Annotated in this window: 14 protein-coding genes; 4 read left to right on the top strand and 10 right to left on the bottom strand. The window is 42.6% G+C overall.

Going from position 1 to position 20,912, the window contains the following annotated elements:
- Positions 1-157: 157 nt before the first annotated feature.
- From AC1DRQ_RS22915 to AC1DRQ_RS22880, 8 genes are all read right to left on the bottom strand, one after another.
- The gene (locus tag AC1DRQ_RS22915; protein WP_477427171.1) at positions 158-3,118 is read right to left on the bottom strand and encodes a DNA polymerase III subunit alpha; all 2,961 of its coding nucleotides are present in this window, start codon (positions 3,116-3,118) and stop codon (positions 158-160) included.
- Positions 3,108-4,298 (bottom strand): DNA polymerase IV, encoded by a 1,191-nt coding sequence (gene dinB / locus AC1DRQ_RS22910; protein WP_477427169.1) that lies wholly within the window; start codon positions 4,296-4,298, stop codon positions 3,108-3,110. The genes AC1DRQ_RS22915 and dinB overlap by 11 nt, the downstream gene beginning before the upstream one ends.
- 447 nt (positions 4,299-4,745) lie before the next feature.
- Complete coding sequence (locus AC1DRQ_RS22905) at positions 4,746-5,921, bottom strand: glycoside hydrolase family 88/105 protein (protein WP_477427167.1); 1,176 nt, start codon at positions 5,919-5,921, stop codon at positions 4,746-4,748.
- 272 nt (positions 5,922-6,193) lie between these two features.
- The gene (gene rpiA / locus AC1DRQ_RS22900) at positions 6,194-6,880 is read right to left on the bottom strand and encodes a ribose 5-phosphate isomerase A (RefSeq protein ID WP_429395089.1); all 687 of its coding nucleotides are present in this window, start codon (positions 6,878-6,880) and stop codon (positions 6,194-6,196) included.
- Positions 6,881-6,944: 64 nt separating this feature from the next.
- On the bottom strand, positions 6,945-7,988 hold the full coding sequence (locus AC1DRQ_RS22895; RefSeq protein WP_477427165.1) for an aldose epimerase family protein: 1,044 nt from the start codon (positions 7,986-7,988) through the stop codon (positions 6,945-6,947).
- A gap of 33 nt (positions 7,989-8,021) precedes the next feature.
- Complete coding sequence (locus AC1DRQ_RS22890; RefSeq protein WP_477427163.1) at positions 8,022-11,360, bottom strand: DUF5107 domain-containing protein; 3,339 nt, start codon at positions 11,358-11,360, stop codon at positions 8,022-8,024.
- 11 nt (positions 11,361-11,371) lie between these two features.
- The gene (locus AC1DRQ_RS22885) at positions 11,372-12,718 is read right to left on the bottom strand and encodes a sugar porter family MFS transporter (RefSeq protein WP_477427161.1); all 1,347 of its coding nucleotides are present in this window, start codon (positions 12,716-12,718) and stop codon (positions 11,372-11,374) included.
- 52 nt (positions 12,719-12,770) lie between these two features.
- Positions 12,771-14,999 carry a hypothetical protein gene (locus AC1DRQ_RS22880; protein ID WP_477427159.1) on the bottom strand — a complete coding sequence of 743 codons (2,229 nt, stop codon included), beginning with the start codon at positions 14,997-14,999 and terminating at the stop codon, positions 12,771-12,773.
- A gap of 402 nt (positions 15,000-15,401) precedes the next feature.
- Here AC1DRQ_RS22880 and AC1DRQ_RS22875 point away from each other — a divergent pair, with 402 nt between their 5' ends.
- A complete protein-coding gene (locus AC1DRQ_RS22875; protein WP_477427157.1) occupies positions 15,402-16,313 on the top strand; it encodes an AraC family transcriptional regulator in 912 nt (303 codons plus the stop codon).
- Between the two features lie 12 nt (positions 16,314-16,325).
- On the opposite strand, the gene AC1DRQ_RS22870 is transcribed toward AC1DRQ_RS22875, so the two are convergent.
- Both AC1DRQ_RS22870 and AC1DRQ_RS22865 read right to left on the bottom strand, forming a co-directional pair.
- Positions 16,326-16,646: a hypothetical protein gene (locus AC1DRQ_RS22870; RefSeq protein WP_429395077.1), complete on the bottom strand. Its 321-nt coding sequence runs from the start codon at positions 16,644-16,646 to the stop codon at positions 16,326-16,328.
- A gap of 162 nt (positions 16,647-16,808) precedes the next feature.
- Positions 16,809-17,738 (bottom strand): AraC family transcriptional regulator, encoded by a 930-nt coding sequence (locus tag AC1DRQ_RS22865; RefSeq protein WP_477427154.1) that lies wholly within the window; start codon positions 17,736-17,738, stop codon positions 16,809-16,811.
- Between the two features lie 156 nt (positions 17,739-17,894).
- Between AC1DRQ_RS22865 and AC1DRQ_RS22860 the strand changes: the two genes are divergently transcribed.
- From AC1DRQ_RS22860 to AC1DRQ_RS22850, 3 genes are all read left to right on the top strand, one after another.
- Positions 17,895-19,397 (top strand): aldehyde dehydrogenase family protein, encoded by a 1,503-nt coding sequence (locus AC1DRQ_RS22860; RefSeq protein ID WP_477427152.1) that lies wholly within the window; start codon positions 17,895-17,897, stop codon positions 19,395-19,397.
- 65 nt (positions 19,398-19,462) lie between these two features.
- Positions 19,463-19,837, top strand: a complete 375-nt coding sequence (locus AC1DRQ_RS22855) for a DUF779 domain-containing protein (RefSeq protein ID WP_429395070.1) — start codon at positions 19,463-19,465, stop codon at positions 19,835-19,837.
- Between the two features lie 81 nt (positions 19,838-19,918).
- Positions 19,919-20,854, top strand: a complete 936-nt coding sequence (locus tag AC1DRQ_RS22850; RefSeq protein WP_477427150.1) for a helix-turn-helix domain-containing protein — start codon at positions 19,919-19,921, stop codon at positions 20,852-20,854.
- Positions 20,855-20,912: the final 58 nt, after the last annotated feature.

Raw genomic sequence — 20,912 nt, 5'->3', positions numbered from 1 at the left:
CTCAAATTAGTTGCTTAGATCATAGAAATCGAGGTACGAAGCTATCTCTATGCTGTACAAAGAAAAACAGAAAAGTGTAACCTGAATAACCGGCCTGCCTGCGTAGAGATTGCTTCGTTCCTCGCAATGACGCGCGATGAGAATAATGACGCGCGGTTTACACCCATTCCAGCATCTCCATTTTATACCCTATCTTGTGCATTTCCCATACCTCAACGGCGTAAACACCAAACTCTGCAACTACTTTGCCGGTCATCCGGTAAAAACCACTACCCTGGAAGGTGTAGCGTTTTAGTGATTCGGGCCAGTGTACGGTGTCGAGCCAGTCGCCGTGAGGATCAAGAAAGGTTCCAAAATTCATGATCTCGCGTTTAATGGTGCTCGATTCTTTGATAGTTACCAGCTGGCCCAACATCTTCACCGTTTGCCCCAGTTTGGCAGGTAGCTCTTTTACATAGGTAAGTCCCTGCCCGTCATCATCAACCATCGGGAAGGTATCTGTAAGAGCAAAACCCAGTATCTCAATTTCGTCAAAGGCATCCTGCAGCGGCCTGGCGCTTAGTTCGGGGAGCTTAAAATCGGTAGCAGGCTCGTTAAACAAAGTGGTGGTAGCAACCGGCTGTTCCTGCTGTTGTTTCTGGAAAAAGTTGGCCCGCCACAGCAGTTCCTGTTTGGTCATACCGGTAAATCGCAGTGCACCAATACGTATCAGTATGTTCAGTTGCTCCATACCTGCCGGGGTGCGTTCCATAAAATCCTCCATACTCAGGTAAGGTCCGTTATCGTGGCGTTCAGTAATAATACATTCCAGCAGGCTGCTGGTTAGCCTTTCAATATGTACCAGGCCAACATATACATCATGGCCTTTAATATTGGTGTATATATCGCTCTGGTTTACACAGGGAGCGTGCAGCTTTGCCCCGGTCTTTTTCAGTTCGTGGAAATAAAACGGGGTACGGTAAAACCCACCGAAATTATTAATTACCCCCACCATAAACTCCATCGGGAAATAGGTTTTAAGGTACAGGCTCTGATAACTCTCTACCGCGAAACTGGCCGAGTGCGCCTTGCTGAACGAGTAACCGCTAAAGCTGGCTATTTGCCGCCATACCTCTTTACTGATATCGGGGGGATATCCTTTTTCCCTGCAATTGCTGAAGAACTTGCCTTCAATACGGATCATTTCTTCGTTACCGCGATACTTGCCCGACATGGCCCTGCGCAGTATATCGGCCTCGGCCATATCCAGCCCGCCAAAGTGGTGCGCAATCTTGATCACATCCTCCTGGTACACCATTATACCAAAGGTTTCTTTCAGCAACTCCTCCATTTTAGGGTGCAGGTACTGTACTTTATCCTGGTTATGATAATTTTGGATGTAAGCCTTCATCATGCCCGACTGTGATACTCCCGGCCTGATAATGGAACTGGCTGCCACCAGCGTCAAATAATCATCGCACTTTAACTTCATGAGCAGCTGGCGCATAGCCGGGCTTTCTATATAAAAACAACCAATGGTATCGGCCCGGCGTATCTGATCGGCTACCTTTGGGTCGGTCATAAAATCTTCTACCTTCTCAATATCTATGCTGATGTCCTGATTTTGCTTAACCAGTTGTATGGTATCCTTAATATGCCCCAATCCCCGCTGACTCAGAATATCCAATTTGATAAGCCCCACCTGCTCAGCCTCAAACATATCTATTCGTGATGTAGCAAAACCTTTGGGGGGCATTTCCACACTGGTATACTGATAAACGGGTTCTTCAGATATGAGCATCCCCCCGGCGTGGATACTCAGGTGATTAGGAAAATTCTTCATAGCATCCACGTATTTTAATATTACCTTTTGGATGCTGTCTTCCGGGTGAATATAATTGCGGTCTTTTACCAGGATGTCAATTTCTTCTTTAGGCAGCCCCATTACCTTGCCCAGTTCGCGGATGGTGGCCCTGCGTTGAAAAGTGGCGTGCATACCCAATAAGGCCACCCGCTCATTACCATATTTGTTAAAAACATAACGGATGATCTGGTCCCGGTCTTTATGGCTAAAATCCATATCAAAATCGGGCGGCGAGGTGCGGAATTTGTTCAGGAAACGCTCAAAGTACAAGTCTAATTTTATAGGGTCAACGTCAGTTATTTTTAAACAATAGGCAATAATAGAGTTGGCCCCGCTGCCGCGGCCTACATAATAAAAACCCTTTTCACGGGCAAAGCGTACAATATCCCACACAATCAGGAAGTAAGAATTAAAATTCAGATTGCTAACCACCGTTAACTCCTTTTCAATTCTTTCCATTATAACCGGATCTTGCTTATATCGTAAAGCCATGCCTTTTAGGGTGAGTTCACGAAGCAATTCCTGATCGCCTTGCAGCGAGCCGGTAAAGGTTTTTTTATTTTTATCTGTTTTTAATACCATATCCGTACCGCAGTCTTCCATCAACTGCTGTGTACGGGCTATCAGGGTTGGATATTCCTTGAATCTGGTCATCAGTTCGGCCTCTGGCATAAACATTTCATCGGGCGATGCTACGTCACCGGGTGTTAATTTGGACAGTAAAGTGTTCAGATCAATAGCCCTTAACAGGCGGTGAACATTAAAATTCTTTTTATTTTGAAAGGTAACCGGCTGGCGGATAATAAACTTTTGAGGATGATCCTTTACGGATACGCTAAACAATTTGTTGATCTCGCTTACCCGTACGCCTATCAGCTCATTGTCCAGCAATTCATGAGGCTGGTACTTCCCTAAGGCATAAATGATATATACATCATCGCCAATAACAGGACGCTCCGGAAAAGGTTTATCCTCTACCTTATACCTGGAGATAAAACGGTTAATATGCATTATCCCGGTATCGTTCCTGGCTATGAGCAGGTAGCAAAACTTATTGCTGTTCCTGATCTCGCTGCCCAATATGGGGTGTATTGCAGGTTGGGTGCCCTCTTTAGTATCCCGGCAAAAATGAACAAAGTCCCAGGCATCGGGCGTGCCGTTAATATTGGTAAGCGCCAGGGAACGTACGCCCATAGCTTTGGCCTGTTTTACAAGTTCCTCGGTTTCATAGGTACCATAACGGTAACTGAAAAAGGTTTTGCAATTAACGTACATAGCGTTCCCTTTCTATCGCGTTTAATTGTTGGGCTACAGAACGGTGCACGGCATCCTCACCAAAACGGGTGCGTATATGATCCATGGCCTGGTAAAGCCTGATGTTTTCTACCGTATCGCTAAAAAGGTTTATCTGGTATTGTCCCTGCACCAGCTGACTTAACCGTACACCCAGCAGGCGTACCAGCAGGCGGCGGTCATATATCTTTTTAAAAAGTTCTTTAGTTGTTTTCAACAACACATCGTCAGACGAGGTATAGCTGATCACCGCCTGTTTGGTTTCGGTATTAAAATCTGAATAGCGCAGCTTAATGGTGACACAACCGCATAGTTTTTTTTGCTGCCGAAGTTGAAAGCTCACCTTCTCGGTCATCCGCACCAGTTCGCGGTGCAAAAAGTGCATATCAATGGTATCGTTCTCAAAAGTTTCTTCGGTGCCGATGCTTTTTTGTTCGGAATAAGGGATCACCGGACTTTCATCAATACCCTGTGAGCGGCGGTGCATCTCGATGCCGTGTTTACCAAAGCGGCTCTGCATCATGGGCAAAGGTATCTCGCTCAAAATTTTAATGGTACCCACTCCCATCTGCCGCAATAGGGCCGATGTTTTTTCGCCAACGCCGGGTAATTTTTGTACCACCAGGGGGGCCAGATAAGCCCGCTCGGCACCAAAATCAATCACGGCCTGCCCGTTTGGTTTATTTTCGTTGGTGGCCACTTTTGACAGTAGTTTATTTGAAGCCAGGGCATAGGATATAGGCAGACCGGTTTCTTTAATTATACGCTTTTTAAGATGGCCCATGAACAGGCTGCAGCCAAAATAGCGGTCCATCCCGGTCAGGTCGGCATAAAATTCATCGATGCTGGTTTTTTCATACAGGGGCACTTCCTCGCGAATGATCTCGGTAACATCGCGCGATAGCTTGCTGTAGCGGTCAAAATCGCCATTCACAATCTCGGCCGCGGGGCAAAGGCGCCGGGCTATTTTCATGGGCATGGCGCTGTGTACACCAAAGGCACGGGTTTCATAACTGCAGGAGGCCACCACGCCCCTGTCGCTTAAACCGCCAACAATTACAGGCTTGCCTATTAGCTTGCTGTTATCCAACCGGGCCACACTCACAAAAAAGGTATCAAGGTCCAGGTGTGATATAAAACGACGATCTGCAAAGGTTGCCATGTTGATTGCTATAAATACACGGCTAAATTACTAATAATTTTAGCAATTAACTTACAAACAGATAGATATTTTTTTATTAAATTACTGTTAATGAGGCTAATAAAATAGCATCATATCCACGTAAAAAAAAACAGCCGCTACATTGCTGTAGACGGCTGCCTCTAAGTTATTATCCCTAATTTGTAACTTATTATTTTTGTTCAGCGGCTACTGAATGCCCTGAAATTGCTTTATCGTTGTTTATTAGTGTTATTATTATAATGTCAAAGATATTCCCTCCTGACATAAACAACAGCAGGGATATTACTGAACCGGGTTTCGGGATTTACTGTATTTGCTACCAGTGTAAATACGTGTATTAGCGTTTGCGGATAGGTAATTTTACGCGGATACCCATTTTAGCACCCTGAATTTGGGAATATAAATGTTTGCTGATCTGCCTTTATCTTAATTTTTGCCTGCTGCAGGATGCGCATTCATATATTGGTATAACTGTGTACCGGTAAGCAGGAACGCTCCTACACCATACACCTCGGTACTGTTTTCGGTAACCGCATCCGGACTGGCACCAATACGCTGTACATAACCCAGCATACCATCGGGATGAACTGAAGTGGCCAGCGCGGCCCAGGCTTTTTTAACCACCGGCCAGTATGTTTTATTATCCAACATGCCATGATTAAGACCCCATAACAAGCCATAGCAATAAAAGCCGGTACCGCTTGTTTCTTTAACGGGATAACTTTCAGGATCAAGTAAGGAGGCGTGCCAGCTGCCATCGGGCTGTTGCAACGAGGCTATTTTGGCGGCCATATCCCGGTACAATTGTTCAAACTTTTTTCTTTCGGGATGATTGGCGGGCATATTCTCCATTACCCTTACCAGGCCGGCCAATACCCACCCGTTGCCCCTTGCCCAAAATATTTTCTTTCCATTTTTTTCCTTTTTATCCAGATAGCTGCCATCTCTAAAATAAAGATGCTCAGATGGGTCATATAAATAATCGGTGGTTTTCCACCAGAGTTTAGTGGCGGTATTTAAATACTCCGGGTTCCCGGTAGCGGTGCTCAAATAGCTTAATGCTGTGGGCCCCATAAACAGGGCATCGCACCAGGCCCATTCCCGTGATGCTATATTATTTTTCCACTCCAACGATTCATCATGCGGTTTGCTCACAATACTATCGGCCAGTAAGGTGAACGGCGTTATCATCTTTTTGTCTTTATAAGTAGTATACAACAAAGAATAGGTTTGCCCGATGCAATAATCATCGGCCATAAAACGGTTGCGCCCCGTGTTCCAGTTAAGGTTGTTGCCAATATTAACAAGGGCGGCTAAATATTTTTCGTTGTTTTTTATTGATCCCAGTGCATAAATACCGGTATAACATGCCGCATTGGTCCAGTCGACTTTTGGGTGTTTAAAACCGTTGGTATTCCATTCGTTTAGCTGCCAGTCGGCAACCTTATGCATGATGTTTAATATATATCCCTTTTGCAATAAAGTGTCCTGTTTGGGTTGTTTCTGAGCCTTATCCGTTGCATAAGCATCGGTACCAACAATAAAAAACAACAATACGATCAATTGGAAACAAAAGTGTTTTGATTTTACCAGTGACATCATCTTTATTTATTTTAGGTTGAGGAAGCTAAAGATAATATATTTTGAATTAACCAGATAGTATGACCATACATGATTAGTAAATCATGATCCTGGAGTACATTCCTCCCCACGGGAGGGGTGCGCCAAATTGTGTAGTGGCGGGGATGGGGTTATACGGTAGCCTCCAATGTTTATGAAACCCCTACCTCCCCTTCCCCAAGGAAGGAATCGCACTACCCCTCCTTTTAATTTTTGCAGGCATTTATAATTTTATGGCTAATAAGATTCTGTTACTATACCGGCGTTATTACCCTTACTCCATTTTCGCCTGCAATTACGGCTTTTGTGGCCAGGCGATAAAACAGGGAATGCTCTACTATTCCGGGGATCATTTTTACCTGTACGTTTAATTGTTGCCATTGGGGCAAGCTTGAAAATTGAATATCGGCAAGCAGGTTTCCATTCTCTGAAATTACAGCGCCATCCTTTTGATTGCTCATGCGTAATTTTATTGTGGCGCCAGGGCATACAGATGCAAGCCGGTCGAGTACTATTTGTAAGGCCTGGGGTAAAATTTCGACTACCAGGGGATAAGTAGTGTCCAATTGAGGGGCGAATTTTGCTTCATCGCCCATTAAAATAAATTCACTGGCCATTGATGCCAGTATTTTTTCGGATGTATGAATACCTCCACCGCTTTTTAACGCGGTTAGTTCCTGATCAAACTGATCGCATCCATCAAAATAAATATCCAGATGTTTCACCATGGATGACGACTTTATGTTTAAACCCTGCTGCAGCAGGTAAGCATTTGTTTTAAAAGATGATGATACCAAAACAACAGACCGGGCAAGATCCTGATCCCGACTGATCATATCTACCAAATGAAAAACTGTTGTTCCGGCTCCCAGGCCAATTGTTTGGCCGGCTTTAATAAATTTAAAAGCGGCTTTTGCAGCCTCTAATTTGTAATCGGTCATGTGTTATTGTTTTTGCTTAAGCATCCAAAAGTAGTTAATATTATGATGGATGATTAACTTATACTCATGCAACAATGCCAAATTTATAAATAATAGTTTCCTGATAAATATCCCCTGCTTCCAATACCGTTGTCGGAAAATTTGCATGGTTAGGGCTATCCGGATAATACTGGCATTCCAGGCACAGACCATCAAATGGGGCATATTGATTGCCATTGTGCCCGGGGTACTCACTTTGAAGATAATCGGCTGTGTAAACCATCATAGCCGGATAAGTCGTAAATACTTCCAGCTTTCGCCCTGATCTTTTTTCAAAAAGCTCAGCTGCCCGTTTATAGTTAACATCGCTTTGTTCATTAAGCAAATAGCAATCATTTAAACCGGTAATGCCATCCTCTTTTATGAGCATCTTATTTCTGATGGAAGTACCTTCAAATTTTAATTCACCAGCGGGTTTAATTAGCCCTGTGGGAATGTATTCAGCATCACTTTCCAGTATATTGTCAGCATAAACAGTAATGGAATGATCAAATATTTTAGCCCCGTCAGTTGATAAATTAAAATAGGCATGATTGGTAAAATTGGCCACCGTTTTTTTATCAGTCGATGCATGGTAACTGATAATTAATTCATTCAGGTCCGTCCACCGGTAATTTACCGTAAGCTCAAGATTACCCGGGTATCCCCCATCCCCATCCTTACTCTGCATGCTGAAAGACAAACCATCATCGGTAATAACGTAATCAAAAACCCTGGAATTAAAACCACTATAACCGCCGTGATTTGTGTTTTTACCGTCGTTGTTTTCAAGGTTGTAGGTGGTGTTATCAAGTTTAAATTTAGCTCCGGCTATCCGGTTGGCGTAACGACCAATGGTTGAACCTATGTAACAGTTATCATCTACATAAGCCTGTAACGAAGTATAGCCTAAAACAACATTACCATAAAATCCATGAGCATCAGGAACTACAACCGAAACCAATGTGGCTCCATAATTGGTCAGCTCTACATAAGCCCCACCGGCGTTTTCTATTTTAAATAGAGATACCTGCTTACCGGCATGTTCGCCCCATGGCTGATATGATATTTTAGTTGCGCTTTTGCCCATGGCTTAAGTCCGGATTAACTATCTTGAATTCATCTATTTTACATCGAGCGCCTGCCTGGTCATATCCAGGTGAACTTTAGCACCGGCATGTGTGGCGTCGAGCTGTAACACCTTGCTTAACATTTTTTGCGCGCCATCAAACTCGTGGAGGCCCAATAATCCCAGGCCCTGTAAAAAGCTTGTATGAATATTATTCCTTAAGTTCAGGTCATCGTCAAAGATCAACAGATTGGGCAACGATACTGCGAAATAGTCAATTTTCACCTCATCGTTAGCATGTTTTGCGCCGTAAGCCACCAGCTTTTTAAATATGCGGCTGGCCTGCTCTGAGTCGCCAAGTTTTTCCCAGGCAAGACCCTGGTAAAAGATCTTATCGGGTTGCTGATCATTATAAAACACTGCGGCCGACGGTTCATCCAGCCCAACGGTTGCCTGCTCAAAGTATTTTTTAGCAAGCCCTGGTTGATTTGACAATTCATAGGCACGACCTAACCAATAATCGATATCGTTTTCCTGAGTGCCGTATAATTTCCCCTCGCCCAGGTTGTGCGGATAAGTTTTAGCGGCATTTAAATTATCGATGGCTTTTTCATACAAACCATCCTCCATATATTTTTTGGCCAGCTGAACCAGACCAAATACATATTGGCCCGATGCCTTACCTTCGCCACCCTCCCACGGGTGAAACTGGCGGGCATTAAGCAGGTTCAAAGCTGTTTCGTAGTTACCTAAAAGGTTATATAACGTTACCCTTTCCAGGTAAATATCATCGCGCTGATTGGCCACATCCAGGTTATCTTCTATAAATTTTAAGCGTTGTTCAGGTTCTTTATTCAGCCTTTTGTAAAGCTGGTCGAGCTCCATTAAAACGCGGGCATCAGTTTTATCAAGAGCAAACGCTTTTTCAAAATATTCCAGCGCTTTATCGGCGTTGTTTTGTTTGTTGAAGTAAGCAATGGCCAAATTCCTGAAAACAGTTGGAAAAGTATCATCCAAAGCTGCCGATTTTTCCCACCAGTTTACCGCCTCCGCATACTGACGTTTATCGTAAAATAAATTACCCAGGTAATAAGGCGCTTTGGCATCTGCAGGATTAACTTCTGTAGCCAATTGTAATATGCCTATTTCATCTAAACGGTTAGGAAAGCATAGGTACGGGCTGGCTGTAGCAGCTTTTTCAAACCAGTTTTTGGCTTCGGCCTGATTGCCACTTTGGTAGCTAAACCAACCCAGGCAATAATATACCATAGGGCTTGTGCCTGCATCTTTTAATGTTAGCTGTAATAATTGGTCAGCTTCGCTGTATAAACCGGCGGCAGCATAATCCAAAGCATATTCTATAAAATTCTGGTCATCGTTTCTGGAAAGTGTTAACAGCTGATCCAAATAGTTAGCAACCAGTTCCGGCTCACCCGCCAGTTTATGCGTTAATACTTTTTCAAAGATCACCCCAAGGTTAAAACCATCTCTTTCCAATGCCTCATCAGCTACTTTTAAGGCTTTATCCAACCGGTTAAGTTTGCGGTAAGCCGCCGCTTTTATCACGTAAGCTTTGCTGTTATTGGCATTCCTGTCCAATGACTGGGTGATATGATCAAGCGCAAGTGCGTAGTGCCCACGGGCTATATCGATCTGTGCAACGGCAAAAAAGCCGGTATCTTTCCAGGCATTGCTCCAGGTTGATTTATAGAAAACGGTATACGCCTCATCGGCACGGCCAAGATATTTGAGGCATAACCCCAGGTTATAATATGGCTCGCTATCATAAGGGTTAGGGTTACGCTGTATGCTGGTTTCTACCGCTTTCCTTAAATAAGGCTCGGCTTTGGCAAACTGGCCTTTGCGGATGTACCATTTACCCAGGGCATTGTTATTACGAATATCGGTAGGCTCACGGCGTAATGCTTCTTCGTAATAAGGTATGGGGCTGTAAGTCGCATGGCGGTACTGCTCCAGGTGCTGGGCAGTTAAAAACAATTGCTCTACACTTTCCACATCTACAGGCGCTAAAGCTGGTTTTGCAGCTGTTGGTAGTTCGTTTTGCTTGTTTTTTGCCGGTTCGTAACGCAAAACTTCCTGATTGTTGCTGTTGGTGATAATGAGCAGCAATTCGTTTTCGTTCAAATCAGTGCTAATTGCCAGTTCTTTTATAAATACATTTTCAGGAAGTATATCGGCGGTTTCCATAAACAGTATTTCGCCTTTGTAGCTCAGCTGGATATTTAAACCGGCTTGCGCTGAGGTTACCTGTATCTTAACTTTTAATACTTCACCAACCTTCTCCAATGCCAGCAATATATCTTTGGTGGCGTTTTTCACCATGCCCAACTCGCGGTATGGTAAAAAATACTGGGTAAAAGTTTTTTCTTCGTAGGGCATCAGCCAGCTAAAATCGGGCTGGTTATCGGTAAATACACCGGTCATCAGCTCAATGTATGGACCGTCCTCGTCGGTAAGGTTCCTGTCCCAGGCCTGACCGAAATCACTGTGACCCCATGTCCACTGTTTTTTACCGGGTGATACATGGTGATTGGCTACGTGTAACAAACCACCCTGACTATCATGCTCATATCCGCCTACAAAATCATAATCGGAGTTGATGGCCATGTATGAGGTTGGTACGGGGATGTTTTTATACATCGAAATATCGGTACCCGGCGAATAATCAACTTTGTAATAAGTACCTGTAGCGATAGGAAAGTCAGATACATCGCGTTTGCCATGATCAAACACCGCGTTCACATCAGGTGGAAACACGGACTGGTAATAGTCATTTACTTTTACAGCCGGATTTGCCCACCACAGGAAAGTTTGCGGCAAAGCCGAGCGGTTAAACAATTTGGCTTTTATTTCGATATAAGCCGTATCCGGGCGAAGCGTAAAACCGGCCATACCTTTGGTGTGGAACATGCGCTCAACCTCGTTAACCCAAACTGTTTTGCTGCCGTCGGCATGTTCTTCCAGCTTGTAATCAATTGGATCAAAGGTGCTTGGACGATGGTGCTGCGGCCAGTTAAATTCAATACCACCCGAGATCCACGGACCAGTTAAGCCAACAAGCGCAGGCTTTATCACCTGGTTATAATAAATAAAATGCCGTTGCTTGATCTTGTCAAAAGCCATCTGGATGCGGCCTCCAAGCTCAGGCAGTATCATTATTTTCAGGTACTTGTTCTCCAGGAATAGTCCTGTGTATTCTTTATCTTCTTTTTCGTCGGCAATTTTTTCGATCACCGGGTTGGGGTAAACCACGCCACTACTACCCTGGTAAACACGTTTTTCAAAAAACATAGGGTTTTTGTCGGGCTTACCAACACCATACGTAGGGATAATTACTTTCTCTTCCCAAACGGATACACTTGAATGATGCATATATCTTATTATTAATGTCTTATTAAATTTTCTTCCAATTCTTCTAACGTTTGTCCCTTGGTTTCCTTAACACGGGCCTTTACAAACAAAAAGCCCAGGAAACAAATACCCGCGTACAGGTAAAATGGCCCGTAAGTACCTAACTTTTTAGCCAGTATGGGGAAGGTAAAAACCAGTATAAAATAAGCCCCCCACAATGAAACAATGGCTACCGATGATGCTACGCCCCTGATCTTATTAGGAAAAATCTCAGAAATGAGCACCCAGGTAACAGGAGCCAATGATATGGCATAAGTACTGATGGCCATTAATACAAATATGGATACCAAACCTGCAGGGAAATGATTTTGCAAGGCTACCGCCAACACAATATATAATATGGATAATCCCAGTGAGCCTGCCAGCATAAGTGGGCGGCGGCCCAATTTATCAACCTGCCACATGGCCAATAAGGTGAACACTAGGTTCACTATACCAATGGAAACGGTTTCAAACAACTGGCGGTTTAAATTGGCCCCTACAGATTCAAATATGGTTGAAGTATAATTAAACACCACATTAATACCACAAAACTGCTGAAATACAGCCAGCGTAATCCCCACCACAACCGCCGGGCGAACCGCCTTATCAAATACCATTTTATAGGATTGTTTTGCGGTGCTGCCTGCCAATGATTTTTCAATGGCCTTCATGGTTGAATCTACAAAATCAATTGAGCCTATCTTATTAAGCACTTGCTGGGCCTTTGCCACCTGCCCCGATTTCATTAACCACCGAGGGCTCTCCGGCAGCCAGGTAACCCCGATCAGGAAAACCGCGGACGGAACCGCTCCAAGACCAAACATCCACCGCCAGGCATCATGACCATGATCGGCTAAAAAATAATTAACCAGGTTAGTTACCAATATGCCGATAACCACTGTAAGCTGGTTGATGGCCACATTACGCCCCCGCACCTCGGCTGGAGAAACCTCGGCTATGTACATAGGGCAAAGCATGGAGGCCATACCCACTCCTATGCCGGCCGCAAAACGCAGCACAATAAAATAAGTTAAAGTTTGTGCAAATGCTATACCGATAGATGATACGGCAAAGATCAATGCAGCAACCATCAGTCCTGGCTTGCGACCGTAGCGATCGGCCAGTTTACCGGCAATAAGGCAACCTACAATACAGCCCAGCGCCAACGAGCCGGTTAAAAAACCCTCCCACACAGGGTCGAGCGCAAATTGCGTACGTAAAAATGGCAAGGCTCCTGATATTACGGCAAAATCGAACCCGAAAAGATATCCGCCCAGGGCCGAAATAAAGGAGATACCGATAATATACCGGCTGTTAAAGGTTTTTGAACTACTCATTTTTTAGGATGTGTTTTATTGGTTTTAGCATAATATCGTTATTTGATTATAGTTATTCATTTATCGGTACCAATTTTATCATTACCGCACCGGTGGGGCCAGCGCTTAGTTTAAAATCAGGCGCATCTTTTTTCAATTCACCAACTACATTATCACTTAAAATATCTTTAAACTGGTAATCTTTATGTGGATTAAGGTGCAGGGTTTTGCGGGTTAAAACCTGTTCAAAATTCTTTTGTTTATCAAAGTTGAACAAAGCCAGCATGGTGGTGTTCCCTGGTAAATAAAATGACAACTGCTGATCAAATGTTTCGCCATCAGCAGCTTTTAGCGGGATAAACGCTTTAGGATTGCTAAAAAACGCGGCAACCTGTTTGTTGTTTAAAAACTGCTGCGCACGGGAAGCGGCCAGTGACTGCCTGAAATCGGAGCCATCGCCCAAAATACTGCCCATTACCATCATGGCATATATCCTCACTTTGATCTCCTGCTCACTCAGATCAGGGTTTTTCTGAAAGCTTTTCATGATGCTCACATCCAGATTGGTATAGGGGAACAAAGTGCCCTGCATCCAGCCCATATGTGACCCTGTGGCCAGCGATGCCTCGGTACTGCCGTAATGAGGAAAGCCCTGCTGATCGTCACGTAAATGCGAATATACATCGGTAGATATAAAACGGGTATGAGCGTACTGATGCGGGAACATCGGCGATATGGCCTGAGTTATAAAAATATCTTTGCCCATAATGGAGTCGACCAAAAATCGTAGGGTCTTCATACCATAGTCATAGGCTTGCATTCCGGTACGGATATTTTTGTTGTAGCGGATGGTACTTTCCAGCGCACCGCCTGTAAGAAAATCGATCTTCAGGAATTTTGCATTAATGGCTTTGGCCTTTTTTAACTGCTCAATGATGTACAAACGAATGGCCGGGTGCGTGGGATCCATAGCATAGGCTCCCCATTTACCATCTTTATACATGATAGGTTTTCCATCGTTATCATGCAGTAATACATCCTTTAATTCATAATTTGAGCCGGGTAATGTGCCTTTTATATCATCTTTCCAGCTCCATTTGGCAAATGGGATGAAATAAAAACCCATTTGCTGGTTATTTTTTGCAAAGTATTTACCCAAATTAGCCAGTACTTCGGTTGAATAGATCGTTTGATCGTATGAGTCAATGCTCATTACCGGTTTTGAATAGCTGCTAAAATTGGTAAGCGTATGCAGAAAATCGGATGTCTTTTCTACTGCGGGCGGCATCATAACACCCTCATAACCAAGTACACCTTCAACCCCAAAGCTATTCCAATAAACAGGGGCATAACCCTGCCACGTTTGTTTACCGTTTATGGTTGAATTTACCTGCCCGTATTGAACAAACGCCTCATGCAGATCGTCCATAGCGCATAAAAATATAGTGGGCGAACTAACTGATTGCCCTATCATAGTGCCGTGCTTTACCAGATCATGGGTGCCATCGTTACCGCCATAAGCCGGTTTTAGTTTAGGATCATYGGGGGTGGAAGCTCCTCCAAAAACTTTTAATGAATCAACATAACCTAATTCAGCAGCGGTTTGATAAGCCAATCCTGTTTTCCAGAAATCATGCTTTACACTGCCTATAACCAGGCCTGAGTTTTTCAGCATATCATAAATAGCTGCAAACTCGTAAGTGATGCCTGAACTTTTTGGCGCGCCGGCTTTAGGCCAGCTTCTTTCCAGGGTACTTGTCCAATCGTCATTATCAAAAGGTACATCAAGGATACGAGGCGCTGTACCGGGTATAAATAACTTGCCTTTATATTGAGGTAAAACAGCAATAGGACTAATATCGCGGGTTTCCAGAACCGCACCTTTTGAACCTTTATTTTTCGCGGTTAAACTGATCATGATATAGGGATGGTCTTTATAATAGGTAAAACGCTGCTCCAACACAAAAGGATGTTTATCATCACTATGGGTAACAGTAAATTGCATACCATTACCCATGTTATCATGAACAGCTTTATTAGTATAGGTATGTTTTGAGAAATCAGCTGTTGAAACAATCCCTGCTTTAAGGTCATTTATATAAGCTACGGTATTATCAATCCGGATGCCATTAGCAAACAAATAATTAACCATACCGGTATGGACATCAAGTGTAATGGTTACCTGCTGGGCGGTCACCGATAACTTACTTACGGTTGTAAATATTTTTTGTGCATATGACTGTTGGCCAAATAGCATTAAAGCAATAACAACAAGCGGGCTTAATAATATTTTCTTCTTCATTATAATTGGTACCGGTAAACTATATTATCAGTAATTAACAGGCAAACTCATTGTCATAATGAGTAAGAACAGGCACTCTTAAATATTGATAAATGTTTAATTGGTTACTATGTAAATCTCAAGGATTAAAACAGATTAAAAAATAGTTAATGTTACGATAATGATGGACTTTATTATGACAGCGCAAGCAACACTTCAACATGGTACCCTGTTATAAGTTTATTACACCTGTTATAGAGAAAACAGGCAGCTATGCCATTAATATAATGAGTTGATGTATTTTGAACAATAGTCCTGAAATGAAATATTCTATGATGCTTTTTGATATTTTTTATTAATGTTTGTAAGCACGGAATGATCCATTATTCCGATCTTTATAAATTAATTATCTCCCTGCAAAAAATGGCAAAAAATACAACTTTAAGACGAAGAGAGGGTTTTGAGGGACAGAAACTTATTGTGTTGCCAAAAAAGATCATCACCAATTTTTTAAGTAAAGATCCGGTTACCAAACAGATATATATAACCGACATTGGATACTATCCCAAGGCTGAACATCATTATGTGGAACGCCCCAATGGGATAAACCAGCACATCATCATTTACTGTACAGAAGGTTATGGCTGGCTGGAGATCAATAAAAAAAGAATAGAGGTTTCGCCATCGCAGTTTATAGCTATACCTGCCAATACTCCCCATAAATACGCCGCCAATATGGATAAACCCTGGACCATTTACTGGATACATTTTAAGGGTGAAACATCGGCATTTATTATTGACCTGATCCTGAAGAACTCTGAAAACTATAAGCCGTACTTATCCTACAATGAAGACAGGATAAAGCTGTTTGAAGACATCTGTTTTAACCTTGAAAAAGGTTATAGCGGCGACGCGCTGCGCTATGTTAACATGATCTTCTCGCATTTTTTATCATCATTGATATATGAGGATAAATTCAACCATTTGGAGGAAAATGCAGATAGTAACATCATTGAAAAGACGATAAAGTATATGCAGGATAATATTAATAAGGTAATCAGGCTTGATGACCTTTCTGCTTTTGCCAATTTATCTACATCCCATTTTTCCGCCATTTTCAGGGCGAAAACCGGCTATGCTCCTATTGAATATTTTAACCAGCTTAAGGTTCAAAAAGCTTGTCAATACATTTCATTTACAACCCTGTCCATAAAAAACATAGCCATTAGCTTAGGCATTGATGATCAGTATTATTTTTCGAGGATGTTTAGCAAGTTAATGGGAAGTTCGCCCAATGAATACAGGAAAAAGGTAAAGTCAGACAACAAAATATAAAAGATGCTTCAACTAAAAAAGGACCGGGTTTAGGCTCTCCGTTTTTAATGTAGTAAATAACCGGCTTAAAAAAGCCAGGATCTTATCAAGCAGCGTTTGAGGTTTTGAGGGTTGGACATTAAGTGTATCGTCGACTTTTGGGTTATCAGGGGGTTCGTTCAGGGCCTGCATTTCCTCTAAAATACTTTCGCGGATGGCAGGGTCACGATTCACTATATCATCAAGTTCAGTAAGCTCATTAAAAGTTGCTTTTCCACTTTTTTGACGCTTTATTAATATATCGAAACGATCTTGTGTAAACGTGCGCCGCTCCAATTGTTTATGATATTTCATAATAACCTCCCTGCTTGTTTAAACACGTATCAAAGCAAATGCCATCGTTTTAAATATCTAAATATCAAATACTTATAATTTACAAACAGTTACAATTGTTCAGTTTCGATACAAGCAAATGTTCGTTTTCGGGCGGTTAGTTGCAGGTTCTTTTAGAGTAAACTAATTGATCACTTTTACGATCCCTGCTTTATAAACGCTGGGTGTAGTTCCCTCAATTTTACGGAAAGCGCGGCTAAAGTAATGCTGGTTATTAAAGCCGGCTTTAAAACAGGCATCGGCAATACTGCAATAGGGATTATACATAAATTGCTTGGCCAGTTGAATCCTTTCCCTGATGATATAATCTACAGGCGAAATACCGAGTTCGTGCTTAAAGGCCCTGAAAAAACTGGCTTTACTCATATAGGCCATCTGGCTCAGGGCATCAATGTTTAACTTTTCGGTTAAGTGCGATTTGATGTATTGCAAAATATAAGCAAAACGGTTACCGGTTGATAACTGGTTCAAATTATCTTTAACTTCATGCAGGTTCTGCATCTGCATAATACGGATGAGTAGCTCTTTCAGCGTTAAATTAGCCAGTACATCTTTGGTCAATACATCACCGGTACTAATACTAATAAGCTTATTGATGAGCTGGGCCAGCTCATAATTATTAAAAAAATGAAACTGCTTATAATTAAGCTGCCACTGGTCATTATTGGCCCGCGGGTAGTTTTCATTTAAAAAATCGAGTGTGTTGTTTATTTCCTGCTGGTTTATAGCCAGTGCCGTACATTGCGATGGATTTAATTCAGATGCCTCGGGAAAATCAATGGTCATGGTTACGTTTGGCGGCACAATAACGGTTTCGCCGGGTAAATAATCAAAACCTGGTTTATCAAATAAGTGCATCACTTTTTTACCCCTTAGCATACTGGTAATTACCAGGTCGCTAAAGGTTAAGGGCACCAGCTCGCTGCGCTCGTAGGTTTCGTAAATATTAAGTTCACAGTGATTTAAGGTATAAGCTTTACGGTTTTCTACCAGTGTTCTGAGCTCCTTTTTACCGGTGAGGCTAAAAGGCGATACCAGGTTTCTCTCTTTCATAAAAGGCTTATTTTAAAACAAGTTAGGGATAGTTTATGATAGTTTATAATTCCTTTTAAAAATGGAACAATAGTGCACTCAATTGATAGTATTGTGCAAAAGCCCTATTACACAGACTGCTAACTTAGTATCACCAATTAACCTAAAAAAAGATCTATGAGTGTAGCTAAAAGACCATCCTTTAAGGATAAGTACGATAATTTTATTGGCGGTAAATTTGTTCCACCTGTTAAAGGCGAATATTTTGATAATATTTCGCCCATTGATGGCAAGGTTTTTACCCAGGCAGCCCGGTCGACCAAAGAGGATATTGACGCCGCTGTTGATGCGGCCACAGAAGCATTTAAAACCTGGAGTAAAACATCGGCCACTTACCGCAGTAACCTGTTGTTAAAAATAGCGCAGGTGGTGGAAGATAATTTATCTTACCTGGCAACTGTTGAAACTATTGATAATGGTAAGGCCATACGCGAAACCATGGCTGCCGACCTGCCCTTAGTAGTTGACCACTTCCGTTATTTTGCAGGCGCTATCCGGGCCGAAGAAAGCAGTATATCTGAGCATGATGAGTTTACAGTAAGTATTAATCTGCAGGAACCACTTGGCGTGGTTGGGCAGATCATCCCCTGGAACTTCCCTTTGTTAATGGCTACCTGGAAAATTGCACCCGCACTTGCCGCAGGTTGCTGTACCGTGGTTAAACCCGCAGAGCAAACTCCCACCAGTATTATGGTGCTCATGGAGCTGATAGGTGATATATTGCCTCCGGGTGTATTAAATGTGGTTACTGGTTTTGGGCCCGAAGCGGGTAAGCCGCTGGCTACCTCATCAAAAATAAATAAAGTGGCCTTTACCGGCGAAACAACTACCGGTCGCCTTATTATGCAATATGCCTCAGAAAATCTGATCCCGGTAACCATGGAGCTGGGTGGTAAATCGCCCAATATATTCTTTGAATCGGTAGGCGATGCTGATGATGAATTTTTTGATAAAGCTGTTGAGGGGGCTGTATTGTTTGCACTTAACCAGGGCGAAGTTTGCACCTGTCCGTCACGTATGCTCGTGCATGAAAATATATATGATAAGTTTATGGAGCGCGTAATTGCCCGTACCAATGCCATTAAAATGGGCGATCCGCTTGATTCTGATACTATGATGGGCGCGCAGGCCTCGAACGATCAGTATGAGAAAATACTAAGCTACCTTGATATTGGTAAAAAAGAAGGAGCCGAAGTGCTTGCCGGTGGCGATGTGCAAAAACTTGGTAACGATCTTGGTGGGGGTTATTATATAAAACCTACCATATTTAAGGGTCACAACAAGATGCGCATATTCCAGGAAGAAATTTTTGGGCCTGTGGTTTCTGTAACCACTTTTAAAACTACCGAAGAGGCCATTGAAATTGCCAATGACACGCTGTATGGCTTAGGTGCCGGCGTGTGGACCCGCGACGCGCATGAAATTTACCAGGTACCACGCGCCATACAGGCCGGGCGTGTTTGGGTAAATTGTTATCATGCTTATCCGGCACACGCGCCTTTCGGCGGATATAAAAAATCGGGCTTTGGCCGGGAAAATCATAAAATGATGCTGAACTACTATCGCCAAACAAAAAATATGCTGATCTCTTATAATAAGAACAAATTGGGCTTCTTTTAGTCCTGTAGTTGAAGGTGGCTGCAAAAGTATTGGGTTTTTGCAGCTCCTTCATTAAATTAACCGCCATGACCAAAAGAGTTTCCATTACCCCCGCTGCCGAAAAAGTGATAGATCAGCTCATGGCAAAGTTTGGACCGTTAATGTTTCATCAAAGCGGTGGCTGCTGTGATGGCTCATCGCCCATGTGTTTTGAAAAGGGGGAATTTAAAATAGGCAGCAGCGATGTAAAGATAGGTAAAGTAGCAGGCTGCGAGTTTTTCATGAGCATTGATCAGTTTGAGTACTGGAAACACACCCACCTTACCCTTGATGTTACTCCCGGCCGCGGTTCCAGCTTTTCGTTAGAGATACCAATGGGCATCCGCTTTATGATCAGATCAAGGCTATTTACGGATGAGGAGTTACAGGACCTTGAGCCTGTTGAATATTTTGAATCATAACAAAACAGGCCAGCTAAATCATAAAATTGTTCTTAATTTTAGGTCGCATGAATAGATAAGTAATTCATGTATCCCTGCTAAATGAAAGAAACAGAAAAAAAGCTGGTCTTTAACACTTTACTGAAACAGTATACCCATTTCGGACTGCCAACAGATGGAATTGATGATAAGACCGATTTTACCATTCATAATTTAAAGGACATCCATCTTGATCTTCCTTTTAAATCGCCGGTCTTCAGGCCGAATTTTTTCTCATTTGTTTTTGTGAAAGATGGCAGGGGAAAATATACAACCGATGATCTTAATTTTGATACCATACCCGGCACCATATACTTTACCAATCCGGGGCACTATAAATCGCACGAGTGGTTTAGTATACAGGAGGCGTATCTTATTACCTTAAGTGAATCTTTTTTAAAAGAAAATGTTCATCCCGATATTTTCGAGGAGTTCCCCTTCCTGCTTGCCGAAACTGTACATCCAAGAGTTTTAACTCCGGAAGCGTTTGCCGAATTTGAACAGTTATACCTGCAAATAAACAAGGAGTATTTTTCAAACTCACCATACCGCAACCGGCTCATTGGTAATTTATTTGTAGTGTTACTGTTAAAGATCAAAGAGTATTTTTGGAAAGACTATAATCCTATATATGAGGGCAACCGCAGCTCGCAAATTGTTAAAACCTTTAAACGAACATTGGAACAACATTATCGCGATCTGAGCAGCGGCAAGGTACATCAGGTTAACAGGCTACAGGATTATGCCGATGAACAAAACCTGCACCCCAATTATTTAAGTAATGTGATCAAGAGCAAAACAGGTAAATCCATCAGTACCTGGATAGCCGAGAAAACCATTGCCGAAGCTAAATCCCTGCTGCAAAACTCATCAACATCCATAAAAGAAATAGCCTACCTGCTGGGCTTTTCAGAAGCCAACCACTTCAGCAACTACTTTAAAAAATACACTGATACCTCCCCTGTTTTGTATCGCAAGCAGCATGGTGTTGCCACGTAAGGTCCACCTTTAAATCTCCCTCAGACTGGGGTACTTTAAATTTGTGAGCTCCCTTCCC

Source organism: Mucilaginibacter sp. P4_E8 (genome assembly GCF_056401495.1).
This window is presented reverse-complemented; position numbering and strand designations above follow the sequence as displayed.